This is a genomic window from Sinorhizobium sp. Y406 (genome assembly GCF_058732025.1).
In genome coordinates this window covers 3,068,600-3,091,431 of record NZ_CM178974.1, presented here as the reverse complement: position 1 = coordinate 3,091,431, position 22,832 = coordinate 3,068,600, and the positions used below count along the sequence as shown (strand labels likewise).

Here is a 22,832-nt window from a genome sequence, read left to right as displayed (position 1 = left end):
CATGGCCGCCACGCGCAAACCGCTCGACAAATACCGGCGCATCGTCATCAAGATCGGCTCGGCGCTGCTCGTCGAGCGCAAGTCGGGGCTGAAGAAGGCCTGGCTCGATGCGCTCTCGGCCGATATCGCGGCGCTGAAGGCCAAGGGCGTCGAGGTGCTTGTCGTCTCCTCCGGTGCGATCGCGCTCGGCCGCACGGTGCTGAACCTGCCCTCCGGCGTCCTGAGGCTCGAGGACAGCCAGGCGGCCGCCGCCGTCGGCCAGATCGCGCTTGCCCGGGCCTGGTCGGAGAGCCTCTCGGCCGATCAGATCATTGCCGGCCAGATCCTGCTGACGCTCGGCGATACGGAGGAGCGCCGCCGCTATCTCAATGCGCGCGCGACGATCAACCAGCTGCTGAAGCTCGGCTCCGTGCCGATCATCAACGAGAACGACACGGTCGCCACCACCGAAATCCGCTATGGCGACAACGACCGGCTGGCGGCGCGGGTCGCGACCATGGTCGGCGCCGACCTGCTCGTGCTGCTCTCCGATATCGACGGGCTCTATACGGCGCCGCCGCATCTCGATCCGGAGGCCCGCTTTTTGGAGACGATCGCCGAGATCACTCCGGAGATCGAGGCGATGGCCGGCGGCGCGGCGTCGGAGCTTTCGCGCGGCGGCATGCGCACCAAGATCGATGCCGGCAAGATCGCCACCACCGCCGGCTGCGCCATGATCATCGCCTCCGGCAAGCCGGAGCACCCTTTGAAGGCCATCGAGGCGGGGGCGCGCTCCTCCTGGTTCGCGCCGTCCGGCTCGCCGGTCACCGCCCGCAAGACCTGGATTGCCGGCCAGCTTCTGCCCGCCGGCTCGGTGACGGTCGATGCCGGGGCCGAAAACGCGCTGCGCTCCGGCAAGAGCCTGCTTCCGGCTGGCGTCCGGCAGGTGACGGGCAGCTTCAGCCGCGGCGATACGATCGCCATCCTCGGAGCGACGGGCCGCGAGATCGCCCGCGGCCTTGCCGGCTACGACGTCCATGAGGCGCGCCAGATCGCCGGCAAGAAATCGGCCGAGATCGCCGCGATTCTCGGCTATGCCGGCCGCGCCGCCATGGTGCATCGCGACGACCTGGTGATGACGGCGCCTCCTGGCAAGCGCCCCGAGGGTGAAGCGCCCGGGCAGGATGAGGACGAGAGAAAGGGCAAGCTTCATGCTTGAGACGGCGAAGAATGGCGAGGACGTCAACGCGATCATGCTGGAGATCGGCCGGCGCGCGAAGGCGGCCGCCCGTCCGCTCGCGGTCGCGAGCGCCGAGCGCAAGCACGCGGCGCTGATCGCCATGGCGGATGCGCTGCTTGCCCGGAGCGGCGAAATCCTCGCCGCCAATGCGATCGACCTCGACAATGCCGAAAAGACCGGTGTGGCCAAGGCCTTCATCGACCGGCTGACGCTGAACGCGGGCCGCATCCGCGACATGGCCGACGCCATTCGCGCGATCGCCGAGTTCAAGGATCCGGTCGGCGCGGTGATCGCCGAATGGGACCGCCCGAACGGGCTGCATATCGAGCGCGTGCGCACGCCGCTCGGGGTCATCGGCGTCATCTACGAAAGCCGCCCGAATGTGACGGCGGATGCCGGCGCGCTCTGCCTCAAGGCCGGCAATGCCGTGATTCTCCGCGGCGGCTCCGACAGCTTCCATTCCTCGCGGTCGATCCATGCCTGCCTCGTCGAAGGCTTGAAGGCGGCGGGACTGCCGGAAGATGCGATCCAGATGGTGCCGGTTGCCGACCGCGCCGCCGTCGGCGCCATGCTCACCGGCCTCGAGGGCGCGATCGACGTGATCGTGCCGCGCGGCGGAAAGAGCCTCGTCGCCCGCGTGCAGAGCGAGGCGCGGGTGCCGGTCTTTGCCCATCTCGAGGGCCTCTGCCATATCTATGTCGACGCGTCGGCCGATCTCGACATGGCGACGAAGATCGTCGTCAATGCCAAGATGCGCCGCACCGGCATTTGCGGCGCCGCCGAAACGCTGCTGATCGACCGGAATGCCGCCGACCGGCTGGCAAGGCCGCTGCTTGAGGCGCTGCTCGAGGCCGGCTGCGAGGTGCGCGTGTCGGAAGAGCTCTCCGGCATGCTTGCCGGGCTGAAGTCCGCGAGCGAGGAGGACTGGGCGACCGAATATCTCGACGCGATCATCTCGGCAAAGCTCGTCGACGGCATTTCCGGCGCCATCGAGCACATCAACCGCTGGTCTTCCGCCCACACGGAAGCGGTGATCGCCGAGGATCCGGCCGTCGTCGAGCGCTTCTTCTCGGAGATCGATTCGGCGATCCTCTTGCACAATGCCTCGACGCAGTTCGCCGATGGCGGCGAGTTCGGCATGGGCGGCGAGATCGGCATCGCCACCGGCAAGATGCACGCCCGCGGCCCCGTCGGCGTCGAGCAGCTGACCTCGTTCAAATATCGCGTCCGCGGCACAGGACAGGTGCGGCCCTGACGACGGCAGCCGAAGTCAAGCCGGCCCATCTGCGCATGCCGCATGTCGAGCGCGGCATGGCCGTCGGGCTGTTCGGCGGCTCTTTCAATCCGCCGCATCAGGGCCATGCCCTCGTTGCCGAGACGGCGCTGCGCCGGCTTGCCCTCGACCAGCTCTGGTGGATGGTGACGCCGGGCAATCCGTTGAAGGACAACCACAATCTGGCGCCGCTTGGCGAGCGCATCGCCGCCAGCGAGAGGCTCGCCGAAAATCCGCGCATCAAGGTGACCGCCTTCGAAAAGACGCTCGGCCAGAGCTATACGGCCCGCACCCTGGAATTCGTCCGCGCCCGCAATCCCGGCGTGCGCTTCGTCTGGATCATGGGGGCGGACAATCTCAAAAGCTTCCATCGCTGGCAGGACTGGCGGCAGATCGTCGCCACCTTTCCGATCGCGGTCGTGGACCGGCCGGGGTCGACGCTCGCCTATCTTTCGTCGCCGATGGCGCGGACGTTCAGCCATGCGCGCATCGACGAGGATGACGCCTCGACGCTCGCTTTTCGGCCTGCGCCGGCCTGGACCTTCATTCACGGGCGGCGCTCGCCGCTGAGCTCGACGGCGCTGCGCTCTGCAGCGCCGCGCTGAATTCCGGCGTTTTCGTCGCCCATGTCTCTAGCCATCTCTTGAAACCGCAAGGGTTTGATGCCTACATTTAGTTACGGTTCGAAGAGAATCACGAACCGGAAGTGCTTGTTCTGTTCATTCGGAAAGGAAAAACCCTGACAACAGCACACGCCAAGGGATATGCGATCTCCGCAATCCCGCGCAGCACGGAACCGAGCGACGAAGCCGCTGTCCGTGCGCTCAAGCTGGTCCTCGAAAGCCTAGAGGACTCGAAGGCAGAAGATATTGTTACCATCAACATTGCCGGAAAGTCGGCGCTGGGAGACTTCATGGTCGTTGTCTCCGGGCGATCGAACAGGCATGTGATGGCGATTGCCGACCATCTGACGACGGACCTGAAGGACGAGGGACTTGGCACCCCCCGTGTCGAAGGTCTCGAAGGTGGTGATTGGGTGCTGATCGACACCGGCGATGTGATTGTCCACATCTTCCGGCCCGAGATCCGGGAGTTCTACAACATCGAAAAGATGTGGGCCGCCCCGGACGTCGAGGAGAGCACCCTGCACTGAGACACGCCGCCCGTACCTGACCCGTTAGCCTTGGGACGGAGCGCCGACCGGTGCCGAATTTTGAATTGCGGCTGTCATGGCTCAAGGCCGATGACAGCAGGAGCGGTATTTTGCCGGCCGAACGACCGGCCGTCCCGGGGGACCAAACGGGCATGCGTATCGGACTTTTCGCAGTCGGCCGCCTGAAGGCGGGGCCGGAAAAGGAACTTGCGGCCCGTTATCTCGACCGCTTCGCCAAGACGGGGCCGGCCGTCGGCCTCGAGCTTTCGCGCCTCGTCGAAGTCAACGAGAGCCGGGCGGCCAATGCCGAGACGCGCAAGCGCGAGGAGGCGGCCCAGCTCGAAAAGGCGCTCGCCGACGGCAGCCTGCTGGTGCTGCTCGACGAGCGCGGCAAGGCGATCGACTCGGAGGCCTTTGCGAGTTTGCTCGCCACCTTCCGCGATGGCGGCAAACGCGATCTGATGATCGCCATCGGCGGCGCAGACGGGCTCGATCCGGCGCTCCACGCGCGCGCCGACGCGGTGCTCAGCCTCGGCAAGATGACCTGGCCGCATCAGCTCGTGCGCATCCTCATCGCCGAACAGCTCTATCGCGCCGTGACGATCCTCTCCGGCCATCCCTACCACCGGGCTTAGATCAAACCCTCCCCATCCCCTCCCCACAAGGGGAGGGGCTCCGTGCTCGCGGCGATCTCCTGCGATTTCAACGCCTTAGCGTCCGTTGCGAGGTAGGGAATTGGCAGGGAGGGGCGCGGCATCGTAAGCCCCTCCCTTGTGGGGAGGGGGCGGGGATGGCTTTGTTCCTGTTGCGGGCGAATTCGCGAGCACCCTCCCGGAGCGATAACGCGATTATGTGTTGGTGGCCCGGCCAAATCGGATTAGGGTCTGCTACCTTTTTTGATGCATGGGACTGGATGAGACGCCGAGGGAAAGCAGCCGCGAATCGGGGCCGGAGCGCACTTGGCGTGCGGCGGTTGGGCGGCGGTGCCGCGCTTGCGGCGCTGCTGCTGGCGACGGCTGCCCCGGTGCTCGCCGAAGACGCGCCCGCCGGCGCGGCGACCACGGACCAAGGGGCCGCGGATCCGGCGGCCGGTCTTGCGCTGAGGCGCGACAGCACGCGCAGCGAACTCCAGGCGCTTTCCAGGACGATCACGCTGTCTAAGGAGCGCGCCGAGGCGCTCGAGCGGACGATCGCCGAGATCGACAAGAGCAATGCGGCGTTGCGCTCGGCAATCGTCGAGTCGGCAAGCAAGCGCCAGGACCTGGAGCGGCAGATTGCCGGTGGCGAGACGAAGCTGGGCGACTTGCGCGTCAAGGAAGACGCGGTCAAGCACTCGCTCAGGGCCCGGCGCGGCCTGCTCGCCGAGGTATTGGCGGCGCTTCAGCGCATGGGGCGAAATCCGCCGCCGGCGATCCTGGTGACGCCGGAGGACGCGCTCGCCTCCGTGCGCAGCGCCATCCTGCTTGGCGCCGTCGTTCCGGGCATCCGCAAGGAAACCGAGAGCCTCGTCGCCGATCTCGCGGCGCTCGCCGAAATCCGGCGCGGAATCGGCCGTCAGCGCGACGAGCTGACGGCGGCGATGGCCGCCAATCTCGAGGAGGAGCGGCGCATGGCGATGCTCGTCGCCGAGAAGGAGAAGCTGCGCCGGCAGAATGCGGCGGACCTGACCGCCGAGCAGCGCAAGGCCAGCGAACTCGCCCAGCAGGCGACCAATCTCGAGGGCCTGATCTCGTCGCTCGAAACCGAGATTTCCTCGGTGCGCGATGCCGCGGAGGCCGCGCGCGCCGAGGCCGAGGAGCGCCGGCGCATGAGCGAGGCCGAACGCGAGACGGCACGGGAACTCGCCAGGAGCGCCGTGCCCGACAAAAACCGCATTGCGCCCGCATATGTTTTTTCCGAATTACGGCAGAAGCTCAGCTATCCCGTCGCGGGTTCGCTGCTGCGACAGTTTGGCGATGCCGACGGCACGGGGCATTCCTTGCAGGGGATCATGCTGGAGACCAATGCGGGCGCGCTGGTGACCACACCGGCGGATGGGTGGGTTGTCTATGCCGGCAAGTTCCGCAGCTATGGGCAGATGATCATCCTCAATGCGGGTGACGGTTATCACATCGTGCTTTCCGGAATGGAGAGCGTCGGTGTCAGCCCGGGGCAATTCGTGGTGGCCGGCGAGCCGGTCGCGACAATGGGGGCAAAAAGAGTGGCGAGTGCGGCGGCCTTGACGCTGGAAACGGACCGGCCGACACTTTACATTGAGTTTCGAAAAGACGGGAAACCGGTTGATTCCCGACCGTGGTGGACCGCAGCAGAGGTTGGAAGGGCGCGAAATGATACGTAGAGCTTCACTTGTTCTGGTCGGGGCGCTGATGGGGGCGACGGCAATGGGCGTCGTCTATTCGGCGGCGATTCCGGCCGTGGCGGCCAACTCGTCGACATACCGGGAGCTGGCGATTTTCGGCGACGTGTTCGAGCGCGTGCGCGCGCAGTATGTGACGCCGCCGCAGGACGACAAGCTGATCGAAAATGCGATCAACGGCATGCTCCAGTCGCTGGATCCGCATTCGAGCTACATGAACTCGACCGACGCCGAGGATATGCGCACGCAGACGCGGGGCGAATTCGGCGGCCTCGGCATCGAGGTGACGATGGAGGAAGATCTCGTCAAGGTGACGAGCCCCATCGACGACACCCCGGCCGCCCGCGCGGGCGTGCTTGCCGGCGACCTGATCTCGAAGATCGACGGGCAGGATGTCCGCGGGCTGAAGCTCGAGGAAGCGGTCGACAAGATGCGCGGCGCCGTCGGCACGCCCATCAAGCTCACCATCCTGCGCCAGGGTGCCGAGAAGCCGATCGAAGTGACGATCGTTCGTGACGTGATCGCCGTGCGTGCGGTGAAATTCCGCGTCGAAGGCGATGTCGGCTACCTGCGCGTGATCTCCTTTACCGAAAAGACCTTCGAGGACCTGAAGAAGGGCATCGACAAGATCAAGGCCGAGGTCCCGGCGGACAAGCTCAAGGGCTATGTGCTCGACCTGCGCCTCAATCCGGGCGGCCTGCTCGACCAGGCGATCAATGTGTCGGACGCGTTCCTGGACCGTGGCGAGGTCGTTTCGACCCGCGGCCGCAATCCGAACGAGACCCGCCGCTTCAATGCGACGCCGGGCGATCTGGTCGACGGCAAGCCGGTGATCGTGCTCGTCAATGGCGGCTCCGCATCGGCATCGGAAATCGTCGCGGGCGCGCTGCAGGATCTGAAGCGCGCGACCGTGCTCGGTACGCGCTCCTTCGGCAAGGGTTCGGTGCAGACGATCATTCCGCTCGGCGACGCCGGCGCCTTGCGCCTGACGACGGCGCTCTATTACACGCCGTCCGGCAAATCGATCCAGGGCACCGGCATCACGCCGGACATCAAGGTCGAGCAGCCGCTGCCGCCGGAGCTCCTGGGCAAGGTGGAGGCGCAGGGCGAGTCCGGTCTGCGCGGTCATATCCCGGGGCAGAACGAAACGGAGGAAGGCTCCGGCTCGATCGCCTATGTGCCGCCGGAGACCAAGGACGACATCCAGCTCAACTATGCGCTCGACCTGCTTCGCGGCAACAAGACCGATCCGGCCTTCCCCGCCAATCCCGAGCAGGCCGAACTGCAGAAGTAAATCTGCCCGCAGGGCAGGAGATGATGGGCGCCGGGCTGTTCAACCCGGCGCCTTTATTTTGCAGCGCCGCGCGTCTTTTCAGACCCGCAAACGTCGCTTCGGCTCGCATCGAGCTTTCCGAAATAGGTTCCGATTTTCGGGCCGATGCGCTAAGGATCGGCGAAGCGGCCGGCCATCGGTGATTCTTCGCCGGGCGGCGCACCTCACCGGCAATATCCTGGAGCGGGACGAGGCCGGCTCGAGCGGTTCTCCGCTTGCATTGCGCTCCAAACGATTGGATTCGAGGCGACCGAGGCTCCGTTTGGGAACTGATCTCAATGCCCCCCTTGGCCAAGGCCGCCGGAAGCGCGCTGCGCGCCGGTTAAATCCGCGCCGCATCGTCGCCCATGCGCTTCTCGCTACTTGCGTCTTCGCCGTCCTCGGGCTTTCCGGCTGGAGCGCTTTTGCGCCCGACCGCCTGATCCGCACGCCTGCCACTGTGGAAGACGCCACGGCCGTGGCGGTCCCCGGCACGGAGGGGCCGTCGGAACGAAGCGGCGATGCCAAGCATGGGACGGTGCGCGTGAGCGGCGCGCTTTCCGGAGCGCGTGTCGAGGAAATTGTGACGGGCGATGGCGCGACCGTCACCAAATACACGCCGCGGCCGCGCGGGAGTGACGGTCCGGCTTTGATCAGCGCCGGGCCGACGCGCGGTCAGGATCCGCGCATGGCGGCGCTTCCGAACGAGGATCTGCTCGAAGCCACGCCGGAAGGCCGGTTGCCGATCGTCGGTCCGGAGGGCTTGCGGCCCATGGATCAATATGCGCGGCCCTGGTCCGGGACCCGCGGCACCCGGATAGCCCTGGTGGTGGGCGGCCTCGGCCTCAGCCAGACCGGAACGCTGCGCGCGATCCAGGCGCTGCCGCCGGACGTGACGCTCGCCTTCGCCGCGGCCGGCAACAGCCTGCAGCGCTGGATGCAGGAGGCAAGGCGCGACGGCCACGAAATCCTCCTGCAGATTCCGATGGAGCCGTTCGACTATCCGAGCAGCGATCCCGGACCGCAGGCGCTGCTCGTTTCCCAGTCTCAGCGGAAGAATCTTGCCGAACTGCACCGGAGCATGGGCCGGATCACCAATTACACCGGGATCATGAACTATCTCGGCGGGCGGTTCCTCTCCGACGCGGATGCGCTCGGACCGGTGATGCGCGACCTCGGCAAGCGCGGTCTGCTTTTTCTCGACGACGGCACCTCCGCGCAGTCGCTATCCGGCACGCTCGCCGGCGCCTTCGACGTGCCGCACGGCTTCGCCGACATGGTCGTCGACGGCGAGCTCAGCCGCGGCGCGATCCTGCGCAGGCTGGATGAACTCGAACGCGTCGCCCGGCGCAACGGTACCGCGGTCGGCGTCGCCTCGGCCTTCGAGGAAAGCGTGGCGGCGATCGCGGAATGGATGGAAGAGGCCGGCGGTCGCGGCATCGAATTCGTCGGGGTTTCGGCCGTCGTCAAGGATCCGCAACAAAACTGATCTACACAGCAGGCGGACAGCAAGGGAATTCGACATGGGCAAGGACAAAGGCAAGGTGTTGAAGGCGGAGGATCTGCCCTATCGGCCCTGTGTCGGCGCCATGGTCCTCAACCGCGAAGGACTGGTCTGGGCCGGACACCGGCTCGCCGTCGGCAATTCGGAATATGACGGCTCGCCGCAGCTCTGGCAGATGCCGCAGGGCGGCATAGACGAAGGCGAAGACCCGCTCGAGGCGGCCTATCGCGAGCTCTATGAGGAGACCGGGATCCGCTCGGTTTCGCTGCTCGCGGAGGCGCCTGACTGGATCCATTACGACCTGCCGCCGCATCTCGTCGGCATCGGTCTCAAGGGCAAATATCGCGGCCAGGCGCAGCGCTGGTACGCCTTCCGCTTCGAGGGCGACGAGAGCGAGATCGCCATCAACCCGCCGCCGGGCGGCCATGATCCGGAATTCGATGCCTGGGAATGGAAGCCGATGCACGAGCTGCCCGGCCTGATCGTGCCCTTCAAGCGCAAGGCCTATGAGGAGGTCGTCGCCGCTTTCGCGCATCTGGTGCGATAGGGCCGGAGCGGGCGTGCAAGGGCCTATTTGATCTCAGCGGGTTGCAAAAGCTGCGCCGCCTATTCGGCCTCATTGGCCGGGGCCGCGTTGAGCTGGCCGTATTTCTCTTCGCCGATCGAGTCGAGCAGCTGCAGCTGCGATTCGAGGAAGTCGATATGGCCCTCCTCGTCGGAGAGCAGCTCCTCGAACAGCCGCATCGAAATATAGTCGCCAGCCGCGTGACAGATGTCGCGGGAGTTCTTATAGGCATTGCGGGCGTCGTATTCGCCGGCGAGGTCGGCCTCCAGCACTTCCTTGACGTTCTGCCCGATGCGCAACGGCGCGACCGTCTGCAGATTCGGATGGCCCTCGAGGAAGATGATGCGCGCGATCAGCTTGTCGGCGTGGTGCATCTCCTCGATGGATTCTTCGCGCTCCTTCTTCGAAAGGAGCGTGTAGCCCCAGTCTTCGAGAAGGCGGTAATGCAGCCAGTACTGGTTTACGGCACCAAGTTCGAGAAAGAGCGCTTCGTTAAGCTGCTCGATGACCTTTGCGTCGCCTTTCAAGATCCGCCCTCCGACTCTCTTCATGGAATTGTCTGAGCCGGGTCATGAAATCAAATATCTCGGCTTCCGTCGAGTCGCGGCGGGCGTGATAGGCTTCCGTGGTGCGGATGATGATGTCGACGACGTTGGGGAAACAGCCGCAGCAGCGGCCGCGCTTTTCCATCGCATGATAGACTTTCGCCGGCACGATCAATTGCCAGCAGTCCTCGTCGAGGAGGCTGACGATCGTGTCCTCGATCTCTTTTTCCGTGATGTAATTGCAGCTGCAAACCAGCATGTCGCCTTGCCTGTCAAACGCAACGTCCTGAATTGCCTCATAAAGCAAAAGAGGACGTTTAGCGTCAAGAAAAAACTCTTGGGCGCGTAGCGGGCCGATTTGTTAGAGGCGTTCTAAACGTGATAAAAAGCTTCGTATTTTCATTCCATTAGCGGATTCTAAGGTTCCTGTTCCCGGGCATGAATCCTTTCGCTTCGTTCGGGATGCTGCGACATTTTTACGCAGCCTGCGTCGGTAGAGCCCGTTCTGCGGGTGATGGGCGGATCGGTTGCGGTTCAATGGAAATTGCGCCCTTTCGGCATCACCTCGGCCGCCTCGCCCGCCGCGTCCGCCGCGTCCGCCGGCGGATCATAGGCGGATTGGCCCAGCTGCTGCTGCCGGAGCCGCCGCTTGTCGCGGGCATCGGCCGTCGGCCGCAAGGCCGCGTCCGCACGGTCGCTGGCGCCGAAGCGTCTTGCCTCCTTGCGCAAGAGGCCGAGCATCGGCGTCATGTCTTCGATATATTCGGCGACCACATGGATGACATCGCTTTCGCTCTGCAGGCGGCCGCGGATCTTCACGAGCCGCGATCCCATGACCTCCGCCCGGTATTTCCGGAACGTCCTTTCCCAGACGATGATGTTGGAAACGCCGGTCTCGTCCTCGATCGTCATGAAGATGACGCCATTTGCCGAACCCGGGCGCTGGCGGACGAGCACGACCCCTGCCACCGTCACCCGTCTTCCAGCCGGCGTCTTCATGAGGTCGCGATTGCAAGTGATGCCCATGCGCGCAAAATCCTGCCGCATGAAGGAGACCGGATGGGCCTTGAGCGAGAGCGTCAGGGTGCGATAGTCGTGGATGACATGCTCGCCCTCGGGCATTACCGGCAGCGTGACTGCGGGTTCGGCCTGCAGGTCCTCGGCGCCTGCGCCGTCGAACAGCGGCAGCCGCTCGACCGCAGACGCTTCGTCGAGCGCCTTCACCGCCCAAAGTGCCGCGCGCCGGTCGAGGCCGATCGAGCGGAAGGCATCGGCATCCGCGAGACGCTCCAGCACGGGACGGGTCAATCCGGAGCGGATCCAGAGCTCGTGAACGGAGCGGTATCCATCATCGCCGCGGTGCTCAACCAGCGTTTCCATATCCGTCCGGCGCAGCCCCTTGACCAGCCGGAAGCCCAGCCGGACGGCTTTTCGCGACCGGATGACATCCCGCATGGCCTCGTGGCGCGGATCGATCGCATCCCTGTTGAACAGGTCCGCGCCTTCGAGCAGGGCGTCCCAATCCGAATGGTTGATGTCGACCGGCAGCATCTTGACCCCGTGCTCGCGCGCGTCGCGCACGAGCTGGGCGGGGGCGTAGAAACCCATCGGCTGCGAATTCAAAAGCGCCGCGCAGAAGATATCCGGATAGTAAGCCTTGAACCAGGACGAGGCATAGACGAGCGAGGCGAAGGAGGCGGCATGGCTTTCGGGAAAGCCGTATTCGCCGAAACCCTTGATCTGGTTGAAGCAGCGCTCGGCGAATTCCGGCTCGTAACCGTTTGCGACCATGCCGTCGATCATCTTGCGCTCGAAGGTATGAATCGTGCCCGTCCGCTTGAAGGTCGCCATGGCGCGGCGGAGCTGATCGGCCTCGCTCGGGGAAAAGCCGGCGGCGGTGATTGCGATCTGCATCGCCTGTTCCTGGAACAGCGGCACGCCCAGCGTCCTTTCAAGCACCGCCCTCAATTCCGCGCTTGGATAATCGACCGGCTCGCCCCGGCGCTGCGCCTCGCGCCGTTTCAGATAGGGATGCACCATGTTGCCCTGGATCGGCCCGGGGCGGACGATCGCGACTTCGATCACCAGATCGTACATTTCGCGTGGGCGTAGGCGCGGCAGCATGCTCATCTGCGCCCGGCTTTCGATCTGGAAGACCCCGACCGTATCGGCGCGGCAGATCATGTCGTAAACGGCCTCCCGCTGGTCCTGGTAGAGTTCGGCCAGTATCTTCGGCTCGCCGTAATGCGTCTCCAGAAGCTTGAAGGCCTTGGCGAGGCAGGTCAGCATGCCAAGCGCCAGCACGTCGACCTTGAGGATCTTCAACTGGTCGAGATCGTCCTTATCCCATTCGATCATGTAGCGATCGGGCATGGCCGTGTTCATGATCGGCACGACCTCATCGAGCCGGTCGCGGGTGATGACGAAGCCGCCGACATGCTGGGAGAGATGGCGCGGGAAGTTCATGAGCAGGCTCGCATAGGCAAGGACGCGCCGCGTCAGCGGATCGGCGATGTCGAGACCGGCGCCTCTGGCCTGCTCCTCGGTGAAGGGCGAGGTTCCCCAGCCCCAGATGGAGCTTACGAGCGCCGATTGCACATCTTCCGAAAGGCCGAAGGCCTTGGCGACCTCGCGCCCGGCGGAGCGCGAGCGATAGCTGATCACCGCGGCGGTGAGGCCCGCATGCTCCCTGCCATAGGTCCGGTAGATATATTGGATGACCTCCTCGCGCCGCTCGTGCTCGAAATCGACATCGATATCGGGCGGCTCGTCGCGGTCCTTCGACAGGAAGCGGTCGAACAGCAGCGTGAATTTCTGCGGATCGACATCGGTAATGCCGAGGCAGAAGCAGACCGAGGAATTGGCCGCCGATCCCCGCCCCTGGCAGAGGATGTCCACGCTGCGGGCGAATTTCACCAGCTTGTGGACGGTCAGGAAATAGGGCTCGTACTTCTTCTCGTGGATGAGTTCGAGCTCGTAGTCGATCTGGCGCTTGACCTTGTCCGGCACACCGCCCGGATAGCGCTCGATCGCCCCTTCCGCGACGAGCCTGCGCAGGCTTGTCGCCGGGCTCTCGCCTTTCTCGTTTTCATCCGGATATTGATGGCTGAGCTCGTCGAGGCTGAAGGAGAGCCGCTCGAAAAACCGGCGCGCATTGGCGATCGCCTCGGGATAATCGCTGAAAAGCCGCGCCATTTCCTTCGGCCCCTTCAGATGCCTTTCGGCATTCTTCTGGAGGAGGAACCCGGCGCTCATGACCGTCACATGCTCGCGGATCGCGGTCACCACATCGGCGAGCGGGCGGTAATGCGGGTCGTGGTAGAGCGCGTCGTTGGTGGCGAGAAGCGGGACGCCGGTCTTGCGGGCGACGGCGGCCAGAGCGGCGAAATCGTGCCGGTCGAAGCCGTCATAGCGCGGCGTCAGGCCGAGATGGAGCCGGTTGCCGAGAGGCTCCTGCAATGTCTGCAGAAGCGCGTCCAGAGTTTCGGGTTCCGGCCGGCCGTCCTTCGGCAGGACGATCAGGAGAAGCTCTTCCTGCCATTCGAGGAGATCGGCGAAATAAAGCGTGCAGTCGCCTTTCTTCGAACGCAGGTTCCCGGCGCTGAGCAGGCGGCAGAGATGCCCCCAGCCGCGCCGGTTCTGGGGATAGGCAAGGATGTCCGGCGTGTCGTCGGCAAAGGCGAGACGGGCGCCCGGCTGGAAAGGATAGCGTTCCAGCTTCGCCTTGGCATGGGCCCTGACAACGCCGGCGACGCTGTTGCGGTCGGCGATGCCGAGGCCGGAAAGTCCGATCTTCTTGGCGAAGACGACCATCTCCTCTGCCGGCGCCGCCCCTTCGAGAAAGGAGAAGTTCGTGCGTGCGCCTAGCTCATAGAAGATGGGGAGCTCGTAGAAGCTGGGTTTCTCGCTCATGCGAAAACTCCATGCATGAACCAGCGGGCCGAGGAGACCTCCCGTTCATAAAGGCCTTCGCGGAACAGCCAGAACCGCCGGCCCTCCTGATCCTCGACCCGGAAATAGTCGCGGGTCGGGTGGTCCTCGCCATCGATCCACCATTCGGCGGCGATGCGTTCCGGCCCCTCGGCGCGGGCGACGCGGTAGCGGGTCTTGCGCCAGTTGAAGCTGCGCGGAGGCCCCTCCGGCACTTCGGCCGTCGCCTCCACCGGTTCGGGATGGGCGAAAATCCGTAAAGGACGGTTTTCAGGAAAAACCCCGCCTTTCAGGCCTGGGGCATCCAGGAGTGCTGCGACGTCCCGCAAGGGGGCAAATCCGCCCGCCCGCTCCGGCAGATGGCTTTCGGCAAAGCGCGCCTGCATCAGGCAATCGGGCCCGAAGCGGGCGGAAACCTTGTCGACGAAGGCGGCAAGCGGCTGGCTTTCATCGGGGACGCCGGAAAAATCCTGCTGGGCGGGATCGAGCCTCTCGCTCCTGAGCACGGCAAGCCGGAGGATTTCGAAGCCGTATCCGGCATCGAGATCGTCATGGATCGCCTGCAGCCGCTCGCGAAAGAGTGCTGCGATCCGCCCGGCGTCATTCAAGGCAACGGCGGCGTGGGCCTGAACGCGGAATACCCGACCATCGACACGGAACAGCAGGAGCTCGAACAGCCGCCCGCCTTCGCCCTGCCGCTCGAGAGAGGCGCGGACGTCCTTGGCGAGATGCCGGGTCAGTTCGAGAATATACGCCTCGTCCTGCAGCGGCTCGGCAAAGCGGCGCTCGGCGGAAAAGCTCGGCACCGGCAGGCGCGGTGAGAGCGGCTCGTCCACCCGGCCCCTTGCCTGATCGAGCCTGAGGAGAAGTTGGGCACCGAAGCGGCGGGCAAGCGGCGCGCGCGGCGCCTTGAGAAGATCGCTGATCTCTCTCAGCCCGACGCGTTCGAGTGCGGCGGCGGTTTCCGCCGGCAGGCGGAGCGCCGCGACCGGCAGGGGCGCCAGGATCCGATCGGCCTCCTCGGGGCCGATGACCGCGTCATGGCCATGGCGGGACGCCGCCCAGGAGAGGCCGGCGGAAGAAGAAATGGTCGCGCGCGCCTCAACCCCGAGCGCAAAAAGCCGGGAGAGCACATCGCTGACCAGCGCCTTTTCGCCGCCGAAGAGATGCGCGCAGCCGGTGATGTCGAGGAACAGGCCATCCTTGCCGTCGAGCGCGACAAGCGGCGTATAGCGGTCGCACCAGTCGGCAAGCCCTTCCAGAAAGGCCTGGTCGGCCGCCGGGTCGGCGGCGATCACGTCGAGCGCCGGGCACATGGCGCGCGCCTCCGCCGCCCCCTGGCCGCGCTTCAGGCCGATCCGCTCCGCAAGCGTATCGAGCGCGACGAGGCGCATGGCATTGTCGATCTTCGCGGCGAAAACGACGGGCGGGTGATCAGGACGCCCGCGCGAAAGCCAGGAGGCGCCCCAGCGGCTCCGCGCGACGCGATCGGCCGGCAGATGCGGAAAGTGGATCGCCAGGATTCTCTGGCGGGTCGTTTGCCTGAAGAGCGGCGCTTCGGCGCTCATTGAGGGGAGAGAAGCGGCGGTCATGGGCGTTCCATTCGAGAAAGATGTCGTGAGGGGCAGACGCCCTGTTTTTTTCGACAAGGAGGTGAAAGCTTGGATGGCCGACGCTGCCGCAAAGCATCGAGCCATCGGGGAGGGGACGTTCGCCGGCCGGCGCCGGCTTGATCTGGAAGCGGAAAAAGGCGCTGCTCGCCTCCTCTTGCCCCGCCTGCCGGAAGAGAAGAAGCGGAACCTGGCCGGCCCGCGCCTTGACGTGCAGGCGCCGGCTCTCGCTCAAGGCGAGAGAGGCGGGATTGCCGCGGATTTCCAGCACGATCGTGGCGAAGACCGGCACCGAAAGCGCCGCCTCGGCGATCCAGAGCGCATCCTTGACCTTGCCCGCGGACACGAAGAGGAGCCGTTCCGCATCAAGCCCGTAGCTCCTCAGTCCGGGGGCATAAGGATTGCCGGCCTCGCGCGCAGCAAGCGTCTGGCTGATCCACAGGACCGGGGCGAGATGCCCCTTTTCCCTTCTCCGCTGCTGGTAGAGAACGGCAAGCGCCATGACGAAGCCGGCCGCCGCGCCTGCATCGCGGGTTTCGGCATTGCGGATTTCCACCAGGCCCTCGAGCGGCAACCCGCCTTTGAGCACATCGTCGAGCGAGGCAATTCCAAGGGGCATGACCTGGCGGTCCGGCGCGCTCTCCCTGCCGCGGCGAAAGCCGCCGCGATCGGCATCCCGGATCGCCGGCACGACAGCGGACGAGCAGCCGTTCTCAATCCGTGCTATGCTTTCACGAAGGGAAAGAATGGTTTGCCGTTGCACGGCGTTCTCGGCCATGACGGTCAACTCCGATCATATGTTCACGTTATGTTCTTATGGATTCCAGAGCTTGCGAAAAGAGTCAACCGTCATGATGTAAGAATTTATTCCTTGCCTCGTCCGGGTGGAATTCAACACTCGAAAAACAAAGGCGAAACCGCTATATGAGGGCGACAAGGAGTGCCCATGGCCCGCATAGACCAGACCGAAGATTGGCGGGAACGCCACGCACCGACGCTTACGACATTCGAACAGCTTGCGTTTGAAGCCTACATCCATCTGCCGGAGGAATTCCGCAAGCTGACGACGGATCTCACCATCGAAGTTGCCGATTTCCCGAGCGACGACGTCTTCGAAGACATGGCGCTGGAGACGCCTTTCGACCTGCTCGGCCTCTTCGAAGGCCGCGGCATCGGCGAACGCTTCACGCTCGAAACCGGCGAACTGCCGAACCGGATCATTCTCTACCGTCGCCCGATCCTCGATTATTGGGCGGAAAACGACGAAACGCTGGGCGACATCATCACCCATGTGCTGATCCACGAGATCGGCCACCATTTCGGCCTGTCCGACGACGACATGGAGCGGATCGAGGCGAGCGTCGAACATCTGGGCGGCTAGCGCATCGGCCCGAAAATCGTACCCGATTTTCGGAAAGCTCAATGCGCCGATTCAAAGAGTTACAGCGACCTTTGCGCGTCTGAAAAGACGCGCATTTCACCGCGGCAGGGATCGCAGCTGTTTACGCTTGCCCGTCGGCGACCGGACCATTTTCGCCTCGATTCTGAGCCATACTGCCTCTTCTTGGCTGGTCCTTCGGGCGAGGAGGTCGACCATGTCTGAGCACTATCCAGACCATCCGCTACAGCCGGGCGACCAGGCCCCCAACATCGTGCTGGACGCGATATCCCGCGAGGGGAGGATCGCGCTTGATGATTTTCGCGGTCGAAGCCCCGTGTTGATCGGGTTGTTTCGAGGGCTGCTTTGTCCGTTCTGCCGACGCCATGTGGCGGCGATGGCCCGGCTCAACCCGGCCCTTAGCGAGAAAGGCGTCGCCTCGCTGGCGGTGGTCAACACCCCGGTGGAACGCGCACGCCTCTATTTCCGCTACCAGCCTATACCCGGCCTGCTCGCCGCATCCGACACCGAGCGCGCTTCGCACCGCGTCTTCGGCTTGCCTCTCATCGAGTTTACGGAAAATGAGACCAACTGGCCGCAGAGGGTCGGAATGGACGCGGTCTCGGCGATGCGGGTCGATTGGCCGGGGGAGTTGCCCGAACCGATGAATCCGGCGAGCGGCGGCGATCTTCTCAGCAGCAAGGACGGGTATGAAGTCACGGAAGCCGATGAGCAGGTGCGGATACCCGGTCATATGCAGCTTGTCGGCCATTTCCTGCTCGACCGCGACGGCGTGGTACGCTGGAGTTTCACCGAAGTCGAAGAGGATGGCCGAAACGTATGCCGGGCGTTGAATCCCGAAGAACTGATGTCGGCCGCTTCCCAACTCGCATGACACGGCGACAAGTCGTCGTCGGCCGCCGCGCGTTCTCGATTGACCTCTCGCTACAGGGAGACGATCGCGACGTTGCGCTCACTCTTCCGAGAGCTTGACGTCCGGATGGTAATCCTTGCCCGACACTTCCTTCACCACCGCCTGGCCGCACTGCATATGCTGGGTGTCGGCGTTGAAGGCATAGGTCGGATTGCCGTGGAGCTCCCATCCCTGGTTCAGCGCCGCCGTCACCTTATGGCAGAAAGAGGCGTCGTCGGGGCCGGTGAGAAAGCGATAGAGTTTCACGATCTTGCCTTTCGTGTTTCGATGATATCCGCCTTGGCGGCGAGTTTCTGCGCTTCGTCCAGATGCAGCCGCTCGACCATGCGGCCGTTGAGACTGATCACGCCTTTGCCGGAATTTTCCGGAAGGGCAAAGGCGGCGATGATCGCGCGCGCCTCCGCGAGCGCTGCGTCATCGATGCCGAAGGCGTCGTTGGCGAAAGCAATCTGGGCCGGGTGGATCAGCATCTTGCCGTCGTAGCCCATGTCGCGTCCCTGCCGGCACTCGGTTTCGAAACCTTGCGCATCGCGGAAGTCGTTGAAGACCGCATCGACGGCATCGAGACCGCTGCCGCGGGCGGCAAGGAGGATCTGCATCAGCCAGGACAGGAGATAGGGGCGGCCCGGGAGGTCGGCGACGCCGGTCGCCTTTCTCATATCATTCAGGCCGACGACGAGGCAGTCGAGCCGGTCGGCGCGCGTGCGCCCGGTCTCGGCGATCGCCGGCGCATTGATCACGCCGCGCGGCGTCTCGATCATCGCCCAGAGCCTCACGCTTTCCGGTGCGTCGTTTTCCGCGAGCCAGTCGAGAGCGGCCTGAATGTCGGCGGGGACTTCGACCTTGGGCAGGAGGACCGCATCGGCACTGACGGCGAGTGCGGCGGCAAGATCCAGTTCGTTGAAACCCGCCTCCGTCCGGTTGATGCGGATGACCGTTTCGATCTCAGGCCGGTCCTCGGAAAGATGTCGTACCAGCGCGTCGCGCGCCTCTCTCTTGCGCTCGGGCGCCACGGCATCCTCGAGATCGAAGATGACGGCATCGGCGGTCAGAACCTTGACCTTGGCGAGCGCACGGGGGTTGTCCGCCGGAACGGAGAGCACGGAGCGGCGCAGCCGCACGGGATGGTGGTCGGTCGGTCTCGTCATAGGCGTCGTTGTGCCCCCCTTTGCGCTTTCGCGCAAGCCGGCGCTCTTGCAGCTCTCCTGCGCCCCTTGCAAGCGCGCGGGCGCACACCCACATGCGTGACAGAAAGGTAGTCCTATGCGCAGCATCCGCTCTGTTCTTTTCATGACCGCGGCCATCGTCCTCTCGCTGGCCGCTCTCGTCTTCACCGCTTCCCTCGCGCTGGCGCTTGCCGGCATCGCCGCCGCGATCGCGATCGGCAGCGCGATCGCCGCAAGACTCGGCCCGCGGCCGCGGCCAGCGCATACCCGCGCGGCTTCCGCCGGTCGAGAGCGGGAAATACGGATCTGGAACGACGGCCGCGGCACGATCATCGATCTGTGATCTGCCTTCAACGACCATTGCGCTCGGTTACCCGAGTCCGGCAAACGCAGATTCTCCTTCAATTCAGCGCAAAACTGATCTAAACGCTTCTGCCAACACTTCCCGCTGAAATCGAAGGCCAAGACATGGAAAAGTTCGTCAAGCTTACCGGCGTTGCCGCGCCCTTGCCCGTCGTCAACGTCGACACGGACATGATCATTCCGAAGGACTACCTGAAGACGATCAAGCGCACCGGCCTCGGCAAGGGGCTTTTCGCCGAATCCCGCTACAACGAAGACGGCACGCTGAACCTGGACTTCGTGCTCAACAAGCCGGCCTACCAGGACGCCAGGATTCTCGTCGCCGGCGACAATTTCGGTTGCGGCTCCTCGCGCGAACACGCGCCCTGGGCACTCCTCGACTTCGGCATCCGCTGCGTCATCTCGACCTCGTTCGCCGATATCTTCTACAACAACTGTTTCAAGAACGGCATCCTGCCGATCGTCGTCAGCCAGGCCGACCTCGACAAGCTGATGGACGACGCCAGCCGCGGCTCCAATGCGGTGCTCACCGTCGATCTCGAGGCGCAGGAGATCACCGGCCCGGATGGCGGTTCGATCAAGTTCGAGATCGACGCCTTCAAGCGCCATTGCCTGCTGAACGGCCTCGACGATATCGGCCTGACGCTGGAGAAGGCGAGCGCCATCGACAATTTCGAGACGGCAACCGCTACCTCCCGGCCCTGGGCATAAGCGCCCAGTGGCGGCCAGGCTTATTTCCTCCGGTTCGCCCTTCGAGAAGGCGGCAGGCTATTCGCGTGCCGTCGTCAAGGGCGACTGGTGCTTCCTCTCCGGCACGACCGGCTACGATTATGCCACCATGATCATGCCGGAGACGGTGGAGGAACAGGCGCGCAACTGTCTGAAGACGATCGAGGGCGCGCTCAAGGAGGGCGGCTTCTCGCTCTCGGATGTCGTGCGCAGCCATTGCTACGTCACGGACGCCAGCTTCGCCGACCGCGTCTTTCCGATCTTCGGCGAGCTGTTCGGCGACATCCGTCCGGCCGCGACGATGATCGTCTGCGACCTGATCCGCCCGGAAATGCTGATCGAGATCGAGGTCACGGCGTTCAGAGGCTGAGGAGAACGACGAGCCGATGCACTATGTCGCCGACCACGACCTGAGGATCGCTCGACCATGGACGCAGGATCGCTTGGCGCAATTCGGTAGCCGGCTCATTAATGCGCACGTCCTTCCGCGCGTCCTTGTTTGGCCATCCGGAATCGTTTTTCGTTGACCATACGGCAGTCCTCGCGCTATCAAACGATCCGTGGTGATTTGGCCGGCCGGCTTGCAGCCACGTTAAAGAAGTCGCTAAAGGGCCGAGGAGAACGATTTCCGAGGACCGGTCGCGATGATCTCGCCGCCGGTTTTTTTGTATTGATCGAGTGGAGCCCATGCCCATCAAGATTCCCGACGCGCTGCCCGCCTTCGAGACCCTGGTCAACGAGGGTGTGCGGGTGATGACAGAGACCGCGGCGATCCGGCAGGACATCCGCCCGCTCCAGATCGGGCTTCTCAATCTCATGCCGAACAAGATCAAGACCGAGCTCCAGATGGCGCGGCTGATCGGCGCCACGCCCCTGCAGGTCGAACTGTCGCTGGTGCGGGTCAACGGCTATCGGCCGAAGAACACGCCGGAGGATCATCTGCTCGCCTTTTATGAGACCTGGGAGGAGGTGAAGGGCCGCAAGTTCGACGGTTTCATCATCACCGGCGCGCCGGTCGAGACCCTCGACTACGAGGAGGTCACCTATTGGGACGAGCTTAAGCGCATCTTCGACTGGACGGCGACCAATGTGCATTCGACCATGAATGTCTGCTGGGGCGCCATGGCGGCGATCTACCATTTCCACGGCGTCCCGAAATATTCGCTGAAAGAAAAGGCCTTCGGCGTCTACCGGCACCAGAACCTGAAGCCTTCCTCGGTCTATCTGAACGGCTTTTCCGATGATTTCGCCGTGCCCGTCTCGCGCTGGACGGAGGTGCGCCGCGCCGATATCGAGCGGGTGCCGGGGCTCGAGATCCTGATGGAATCGAAGGAGATGGGCGTCTGCCTCGTGCACGAACGGAAGGGCAACCGGCTCTACATGTTCAATCACGTCGAATATGATTCCACCTCGCTGTCGGAGGAATATTTCCGCGACGTCGATGCCGGCGTGCCGATCAAGCTGCCGCACGACTATTTCCCGCACAACGACGCGGCGCTGCCGCCGCAGAACCGTTGGCGCAGCCATGCGCATCTCTTCTTCGGCAACTGGATCAACGAGATCTACCAGACGACGCCCTACGAACTCGCGAAGATCGGTGCCGAGCCTTAATGTTCATTCCCTTCTTCCTCGAACTGAAGACGGAAAAGATCACGGTGACGCACGCCGGTCTGCAGGCGGCGACCAAGCAATTGCCCCGCTGAACTTTCCCGTTGCCGCATGGCTGGAAATGACGCAGTTTGGCGCCGGCATCGGGATAAGGAGCGAGGGACAGAAAATGAGCACCGACACGGAAGTCTTCGGCCACCTGCCTTCCGGCGAACCGGTCCACCGCGTGACCCTCAGCGGTGGCGGGCTGACGGCGAAGGTTCTGAGCTGGGGGGCCGTCATCCAGGATCTCAGGCTCGAAGGCCACGCGCCGCCGCTCGTGCTCGGATTCGAGGATTTCGACAGCTATCCCGCCTATTCCTCCTATTTCGGCGCCACCCCCGGCCGCAATGCCAACCGGATCGGCGAAGGACGCTTCACCCTCGACGGCAAGGTCTATCAGCTCGAGCTCAACGAGAAGGGCGTCACGCATCTGCATGGCGGAAGCGACAATATCGGCAAGCGCAATTGGACGATCATCGCGAGGACCGGGGACAGCGTCACGCTCAGGATCACCGATCCCGACGGCCGGGCCGGCTATCCGGGCAACTGCACGATCACCTGCACCTATCGCCTGAAGCCGGGCGGCACGTTGAACGTCCTCTACGAATCGGTCACCGACGCGCCGACGCTCGCCAATTTATGCCAGCACAGCTACTTCAATCTCGACGGCAGCGTCGACGCGCTCGGGCATGACATCATGATCGCCGCCGACCACTACCTGCCGGTGGACGAGCATCTTATCCCGACCGGCGAGATCCGTCCGGTTGCAGGCACCGTCTTCGATCTCCGGGAAATGACCTCGATGCGGCGGCAGATGGACGGCAACGGGATTGCCTATGACCACAATTTCTGCCTCTCGCCCGAGCGCATGGAGAAGCGCTCGATAGCGCTGGTGCGCAGCATCGGGTCCGGCGTGACGCTGGAGGTGCTGACCACCGAGCCGGGGGTCCAGCTCTATACCGGCAGCAAGCTCAACGTCTCGGCTCCGGGTCTCGAAGGCCGCCCCTATGGCCCCTTCGCCGGCTTCTGCCTCGAGACCCAGATCTGGCCGGACGCCATCAATCACGACGGCTTCCCGAGGGCGGTGCTGCGCCCGGGCGAAACGCTCCGCCAGGAAACCGACTACGTTTTCACGAAAAGCTGAG

23 protein-coding genes and 1 riboswitch are annotated in these 22,832 nt (G+C 64.4%); of the genes, 16 read left to right on the top strand and 7 right to left on the bottom strand.

Annotated elements, in window-relative coordinates:
- Position 1 precedes the first annotated feature (1 nt).
- From proB to AC4P1R_RS14615, 9 genes are all read left to right on the top strand, one after another.
- Positions 2-1,198, top strand: coding sequence for a glutamate 5-kinase (gene proB, locus AC4P1R_RS14655; protein ID WP_492177131.1), 1,197 nt, complete (start codon positions 2-4; stop codon positions 1,196-1,198).
- On the top strand, positions 1,191-2,474 hold the full coding sequence (locus AC4P1R_RS14650) for a glutamate-5-semialdehyde dehydrogenase (RefSeq protein WP_151611720.1): 1,284 nt from the start codon (positions 1,191-1,193) through the stop codon (positions 2,472-2,474). The genes proB and AC4P1R_RS14650 overlap by 8 nt, the downstream gene beginning before the upstream one ends.
- Positions 2,475-2,530: 56 nt before the next feature.
- Positions 2,531-3,097 (top strand): nicotinate-nucleotide adenylyltransferase, encoded by a 567-nt coding sequence (locus AC4P1R_RS14645; RefSeq protein WP_245314635.1) that lies wholly within the window; start codon positions 2,531-2,533, stop codon positions 3,095-3,097.
- A gap of 101 nt (positions 3,098-3,198) precedes the next feature.
- A complete protein-coding gene (gene rsfS, locus AC4P1R_RS14640) occupies positions 3,199-3,645 on the top strand; it encodes a ribosome silencing factor (RefSeq protein WP_069458760.1) in 447 nt (148 codons plus the stop codon).
- A 152-nt stretch (positions 3,646-3,797) separates the two neighbouring features.
- The gene (rlmH, locus tag AC4P1R_RS14635) at positions 3,798-4,280 is read left to right on the top strand and encodes a 23S rRNA (pseudouridine(1915)-N(3))-methyltransferase RlmH (protein WP_069458963.1); all 483 of its coding nucleotides are present in this window, start codon (positions 3,798-3,800) and stop codon (positions 4,278-4,280) included.
- 278 nt (positions 4,281-4,558) lie between these two features.
- Entirely contained in the window at positions 4,559-5,983 is a 1,425-nt protein-coding gene (locus AC4P1R_RS14630) for a murein hydrolase activator EnvC family protein (protein WP_492177130.1), read from the top strand.
- Positions 5,973-7,295 carry a S41 family peptidase gene (locus AC4P1R_RS14625; RefSeq protein WP_069458758.1) on the top strand — a complete coding sequence of 441 codons (1,323 nt, stop codon included), beginning with the start codon at positions 5,973-5,975 and terminating at the stop codon, positions 7,293-7,295. The genes AC4P1R_RS14630 and AC4P1R_RS14625 overlap by 11 nt, the downstream gene beginning before the upstream one ends.
- A 301-nt stretch (positions 7,296-7,596) precedes the next feature.
- Positions 7,597-8,802 (top strand): divergent polysaccharide deacetylase family protein, encoded by a 1,206-nt coding sequence (locus AC4P1R_RS14620; protein WP_069458962.1) that lies wholly within the window; start codon positions 7,597-7,599, stop codon positions 8,800-8,802.
- A 34-nt stretch (positions 8,803-8,836) separates the two neighbouring features.
- Positions 8,837-9,364, top strand: coding sequence for an RNA pyrophosphohydrolase (locus tag AC4P1R_RS14615; protein ID WP_069458757.1), 528 nt, complete (start codon positions 8,837-8,839; stop codon positions 9,362-9,364).
- A gap of 59 nt (positions 9,365-9,423) precedes the next feature.
- On the opposite strand, the gene bfr is transcribed toward AC4P1R_RS14615, so the two are convergent.
- From bfr to AC4P1R_RS14590, 5 genes are all read right to left on the bottom strand, one after another.
- On the bottom strand, positions 9,424-9,909 hold the full coding sequence (bfr, locus tag AC4P1R_RS14610; protein ID WP_151611716.1) for a bacterioferritin: 486 nt from the start codon (positions 9,907-9,909) through the stop codon (positions 9,424-9,426).
- On the bottom strand, positions 9,875-10,186 hold the full coding sequence (locus tag AC4P1R_RS14605; protein WP_069458755.1) for a (2Fe-2S)-binding protein: 312 nt from the start codon (positions 10,184-10,186) through the stop codon (positions 9,875-9,877). The genes bfr and AC4P1R_RS14605 overlap by 35 nt, the downstream gene beginning before the upstream one ends.
- Positions 10,187-10,461: 275 nt before the next feature.
- Complete coding sequence (locus tag AC4P1R_RS14600) at positions 10,462-13,839, bottom strand: error-prone DNA polymerase (RefSeq protein WP_273361641.1); 3,378 nt, start codon at positions 13,837-13,839, stop codon at positions 10,462-10,464.
- Positions 13,836-15,251: a Y-family DNA polymerase gene (locus AC4P1R_RS14595; protein ID WP_345790222.1), complete on the bottom strand. Its 1,416-nt coding sequence runs from the start codon at positions 15,249-15,251 to the stop codon at positions 13,836-13,838. Before AC4P1R_RS14595 ends, AC4P1R_RS14600 begins: the two co-directional genes overlap by 4 nt.
- A 40-nt stretch (positions 15,252-15,291) precedes the next feature.
- Positions 15,292-16,245 (bottom strand): ImuA family protein, encoded by a 954-nt coding sequence (locus tag AC4P1R_RS14590; protein WP_225192078.1) that lies wholly within the window; start codon positions 16,243-16,245, stop codon positions 15,292-15,294.
- Positions 16,246-16,413: 168 nt separating this feature from the next.
- Between AC4P1R_RS14590 and AC4P1R_RS14585 the strand changes: the two genes are divergently transcribed.
- The gene (locus AC4P1R_RS14585) at positions 16,414-16,848 is read left to right on the top strand and encodes a metallopeptidase family protein (RefSeq protein WP_069458752.1); all 435 of its coding nucleotides are present in this window, start codon (positions 16,414-16,416) and stop codon (positions 16,846-16,848) included.
- Positions 16,849-17,062: 214 nt separating this feature from the next.
- Complete coding sequence (locus AC4P1R_RS14580) at positions 17,063-17,740, top strand: redoxin family protein (RefSeq protein ID WP_069458751.1); 678 nt, start codon at positions 17,063-17,065, stop codon at positions 17,738-17,740.
- Positions 17,741-17,818: 78 nt separating this feature from the next.
- Here AC4P1R_RS14580 and AC4P1R_RS14575 read toward each other — a convergent pair whose 3' ends face one another.
- The gene (locus AC4P1R_RS14575) at positions 17,819-18,025 is read right to left on the bottom strand and encodes a DUF1737 domain-containing protein (RefSeq protein WP_069458750.1); all 207 of its coding nucleotides are present in this window, start codon (positions 18,023-18,025) and stop codon (positions 17,819-17,821) included.
- A complete protein-coding gene (locus AC4P1R_RS14570) occupies positions 18,022-18,927 on the bottom strand; it encodes a CoA ester lyase (protein ID WP_273361645.1) in 906 nt (301 codons plus the stop codon). The genes AC4P1R_RS14575 and AC4P1R_RS14570 overlap by 4 nt, the downstream gene beginning before the upstream one ends.
- Before the next feature lie 115 nt (positions 18,928-19,042).
- Here AC4P1R_RS14570 and AC4P1R_RS14565 point away from each other — a divergent pair, with 115 nt between their 5' ends.
- The 5 genes from AC4P1R_RS14565 to AC4P1R_RS14545 all read left to right on the top strand — a co-directional run bounded on the left by AC4P1R_RS14565 (position 19,043) and on the right by AC4P1R_RS14545 (position 22,831).
- Positions 19,043-19,288, top strand: a complete 246-nt coding sequence (locus AC4P1R_RS14565; protein WP_069458748.1) for a hypothetical protein — start codon at positions 19,043-19,045, stop codon at positions 19,286-19,288.
- A gap of 125 nt (positions 19,289-19,413) precedes the next feature.
- On the top strand, positions 19,414-20,019 hold the full coding sequence (leuD, locus tag AC4P1R_RS14560; protein ID WP_492177129.1) for a 3-isopropylmalate dehydratase small subunit: 606 nt from the start codon (positions 19,414-19,416) through the stop codon (positions 20,017-20,019).
- 7 nt (positions 20,020-20,026) lie between these two features.
- Positions 20,027-20,407 carry a RidA family protein gene (locus tag AC4P1R_RS14555; protein WP_069458746.1) on the top strand — a complete coding sequence of 127 codons (381 nt, stop codon included), beginning with the start codon at positions 20,027-20,029 and terminating at the stop codon, positions 20,405-20,407.
- A 180-nt stretch (positions 20,408-20,587) separates the two neighbouring features.
- Positions 20,588-20,665: riboswitch (SAM riboswitch) on the top strand.
- 59 nt (positions 20,666-20,724) lie between these two features.
- Positions 20,725-21,648, top strand: a complete 924-nt coding sequence (gene metA, locus AC4P1R_RS14550; protein ID WP_069458745.1) for a homoserine O-acetyltransferase MetA — start codon at positions 20,725-20,727, stop codon at positions 21,646-21,648.
- 166 nt (positions 21,649-21,814) lie between these two features.
- Positions 21,815-22,831 (top strand): aldose epimerase family protein, encoded by a 1,017-nt coding sequence (locus AC4P1R_RS14545; RefSeq protein WP_225192080.1) that lies wholly within the window; start codon positions 21,815-21,817, stop codon positions 22,829-22,831.
- The last annotated feature ends 1 nt before the right edge of the window (position 22,832 follow it).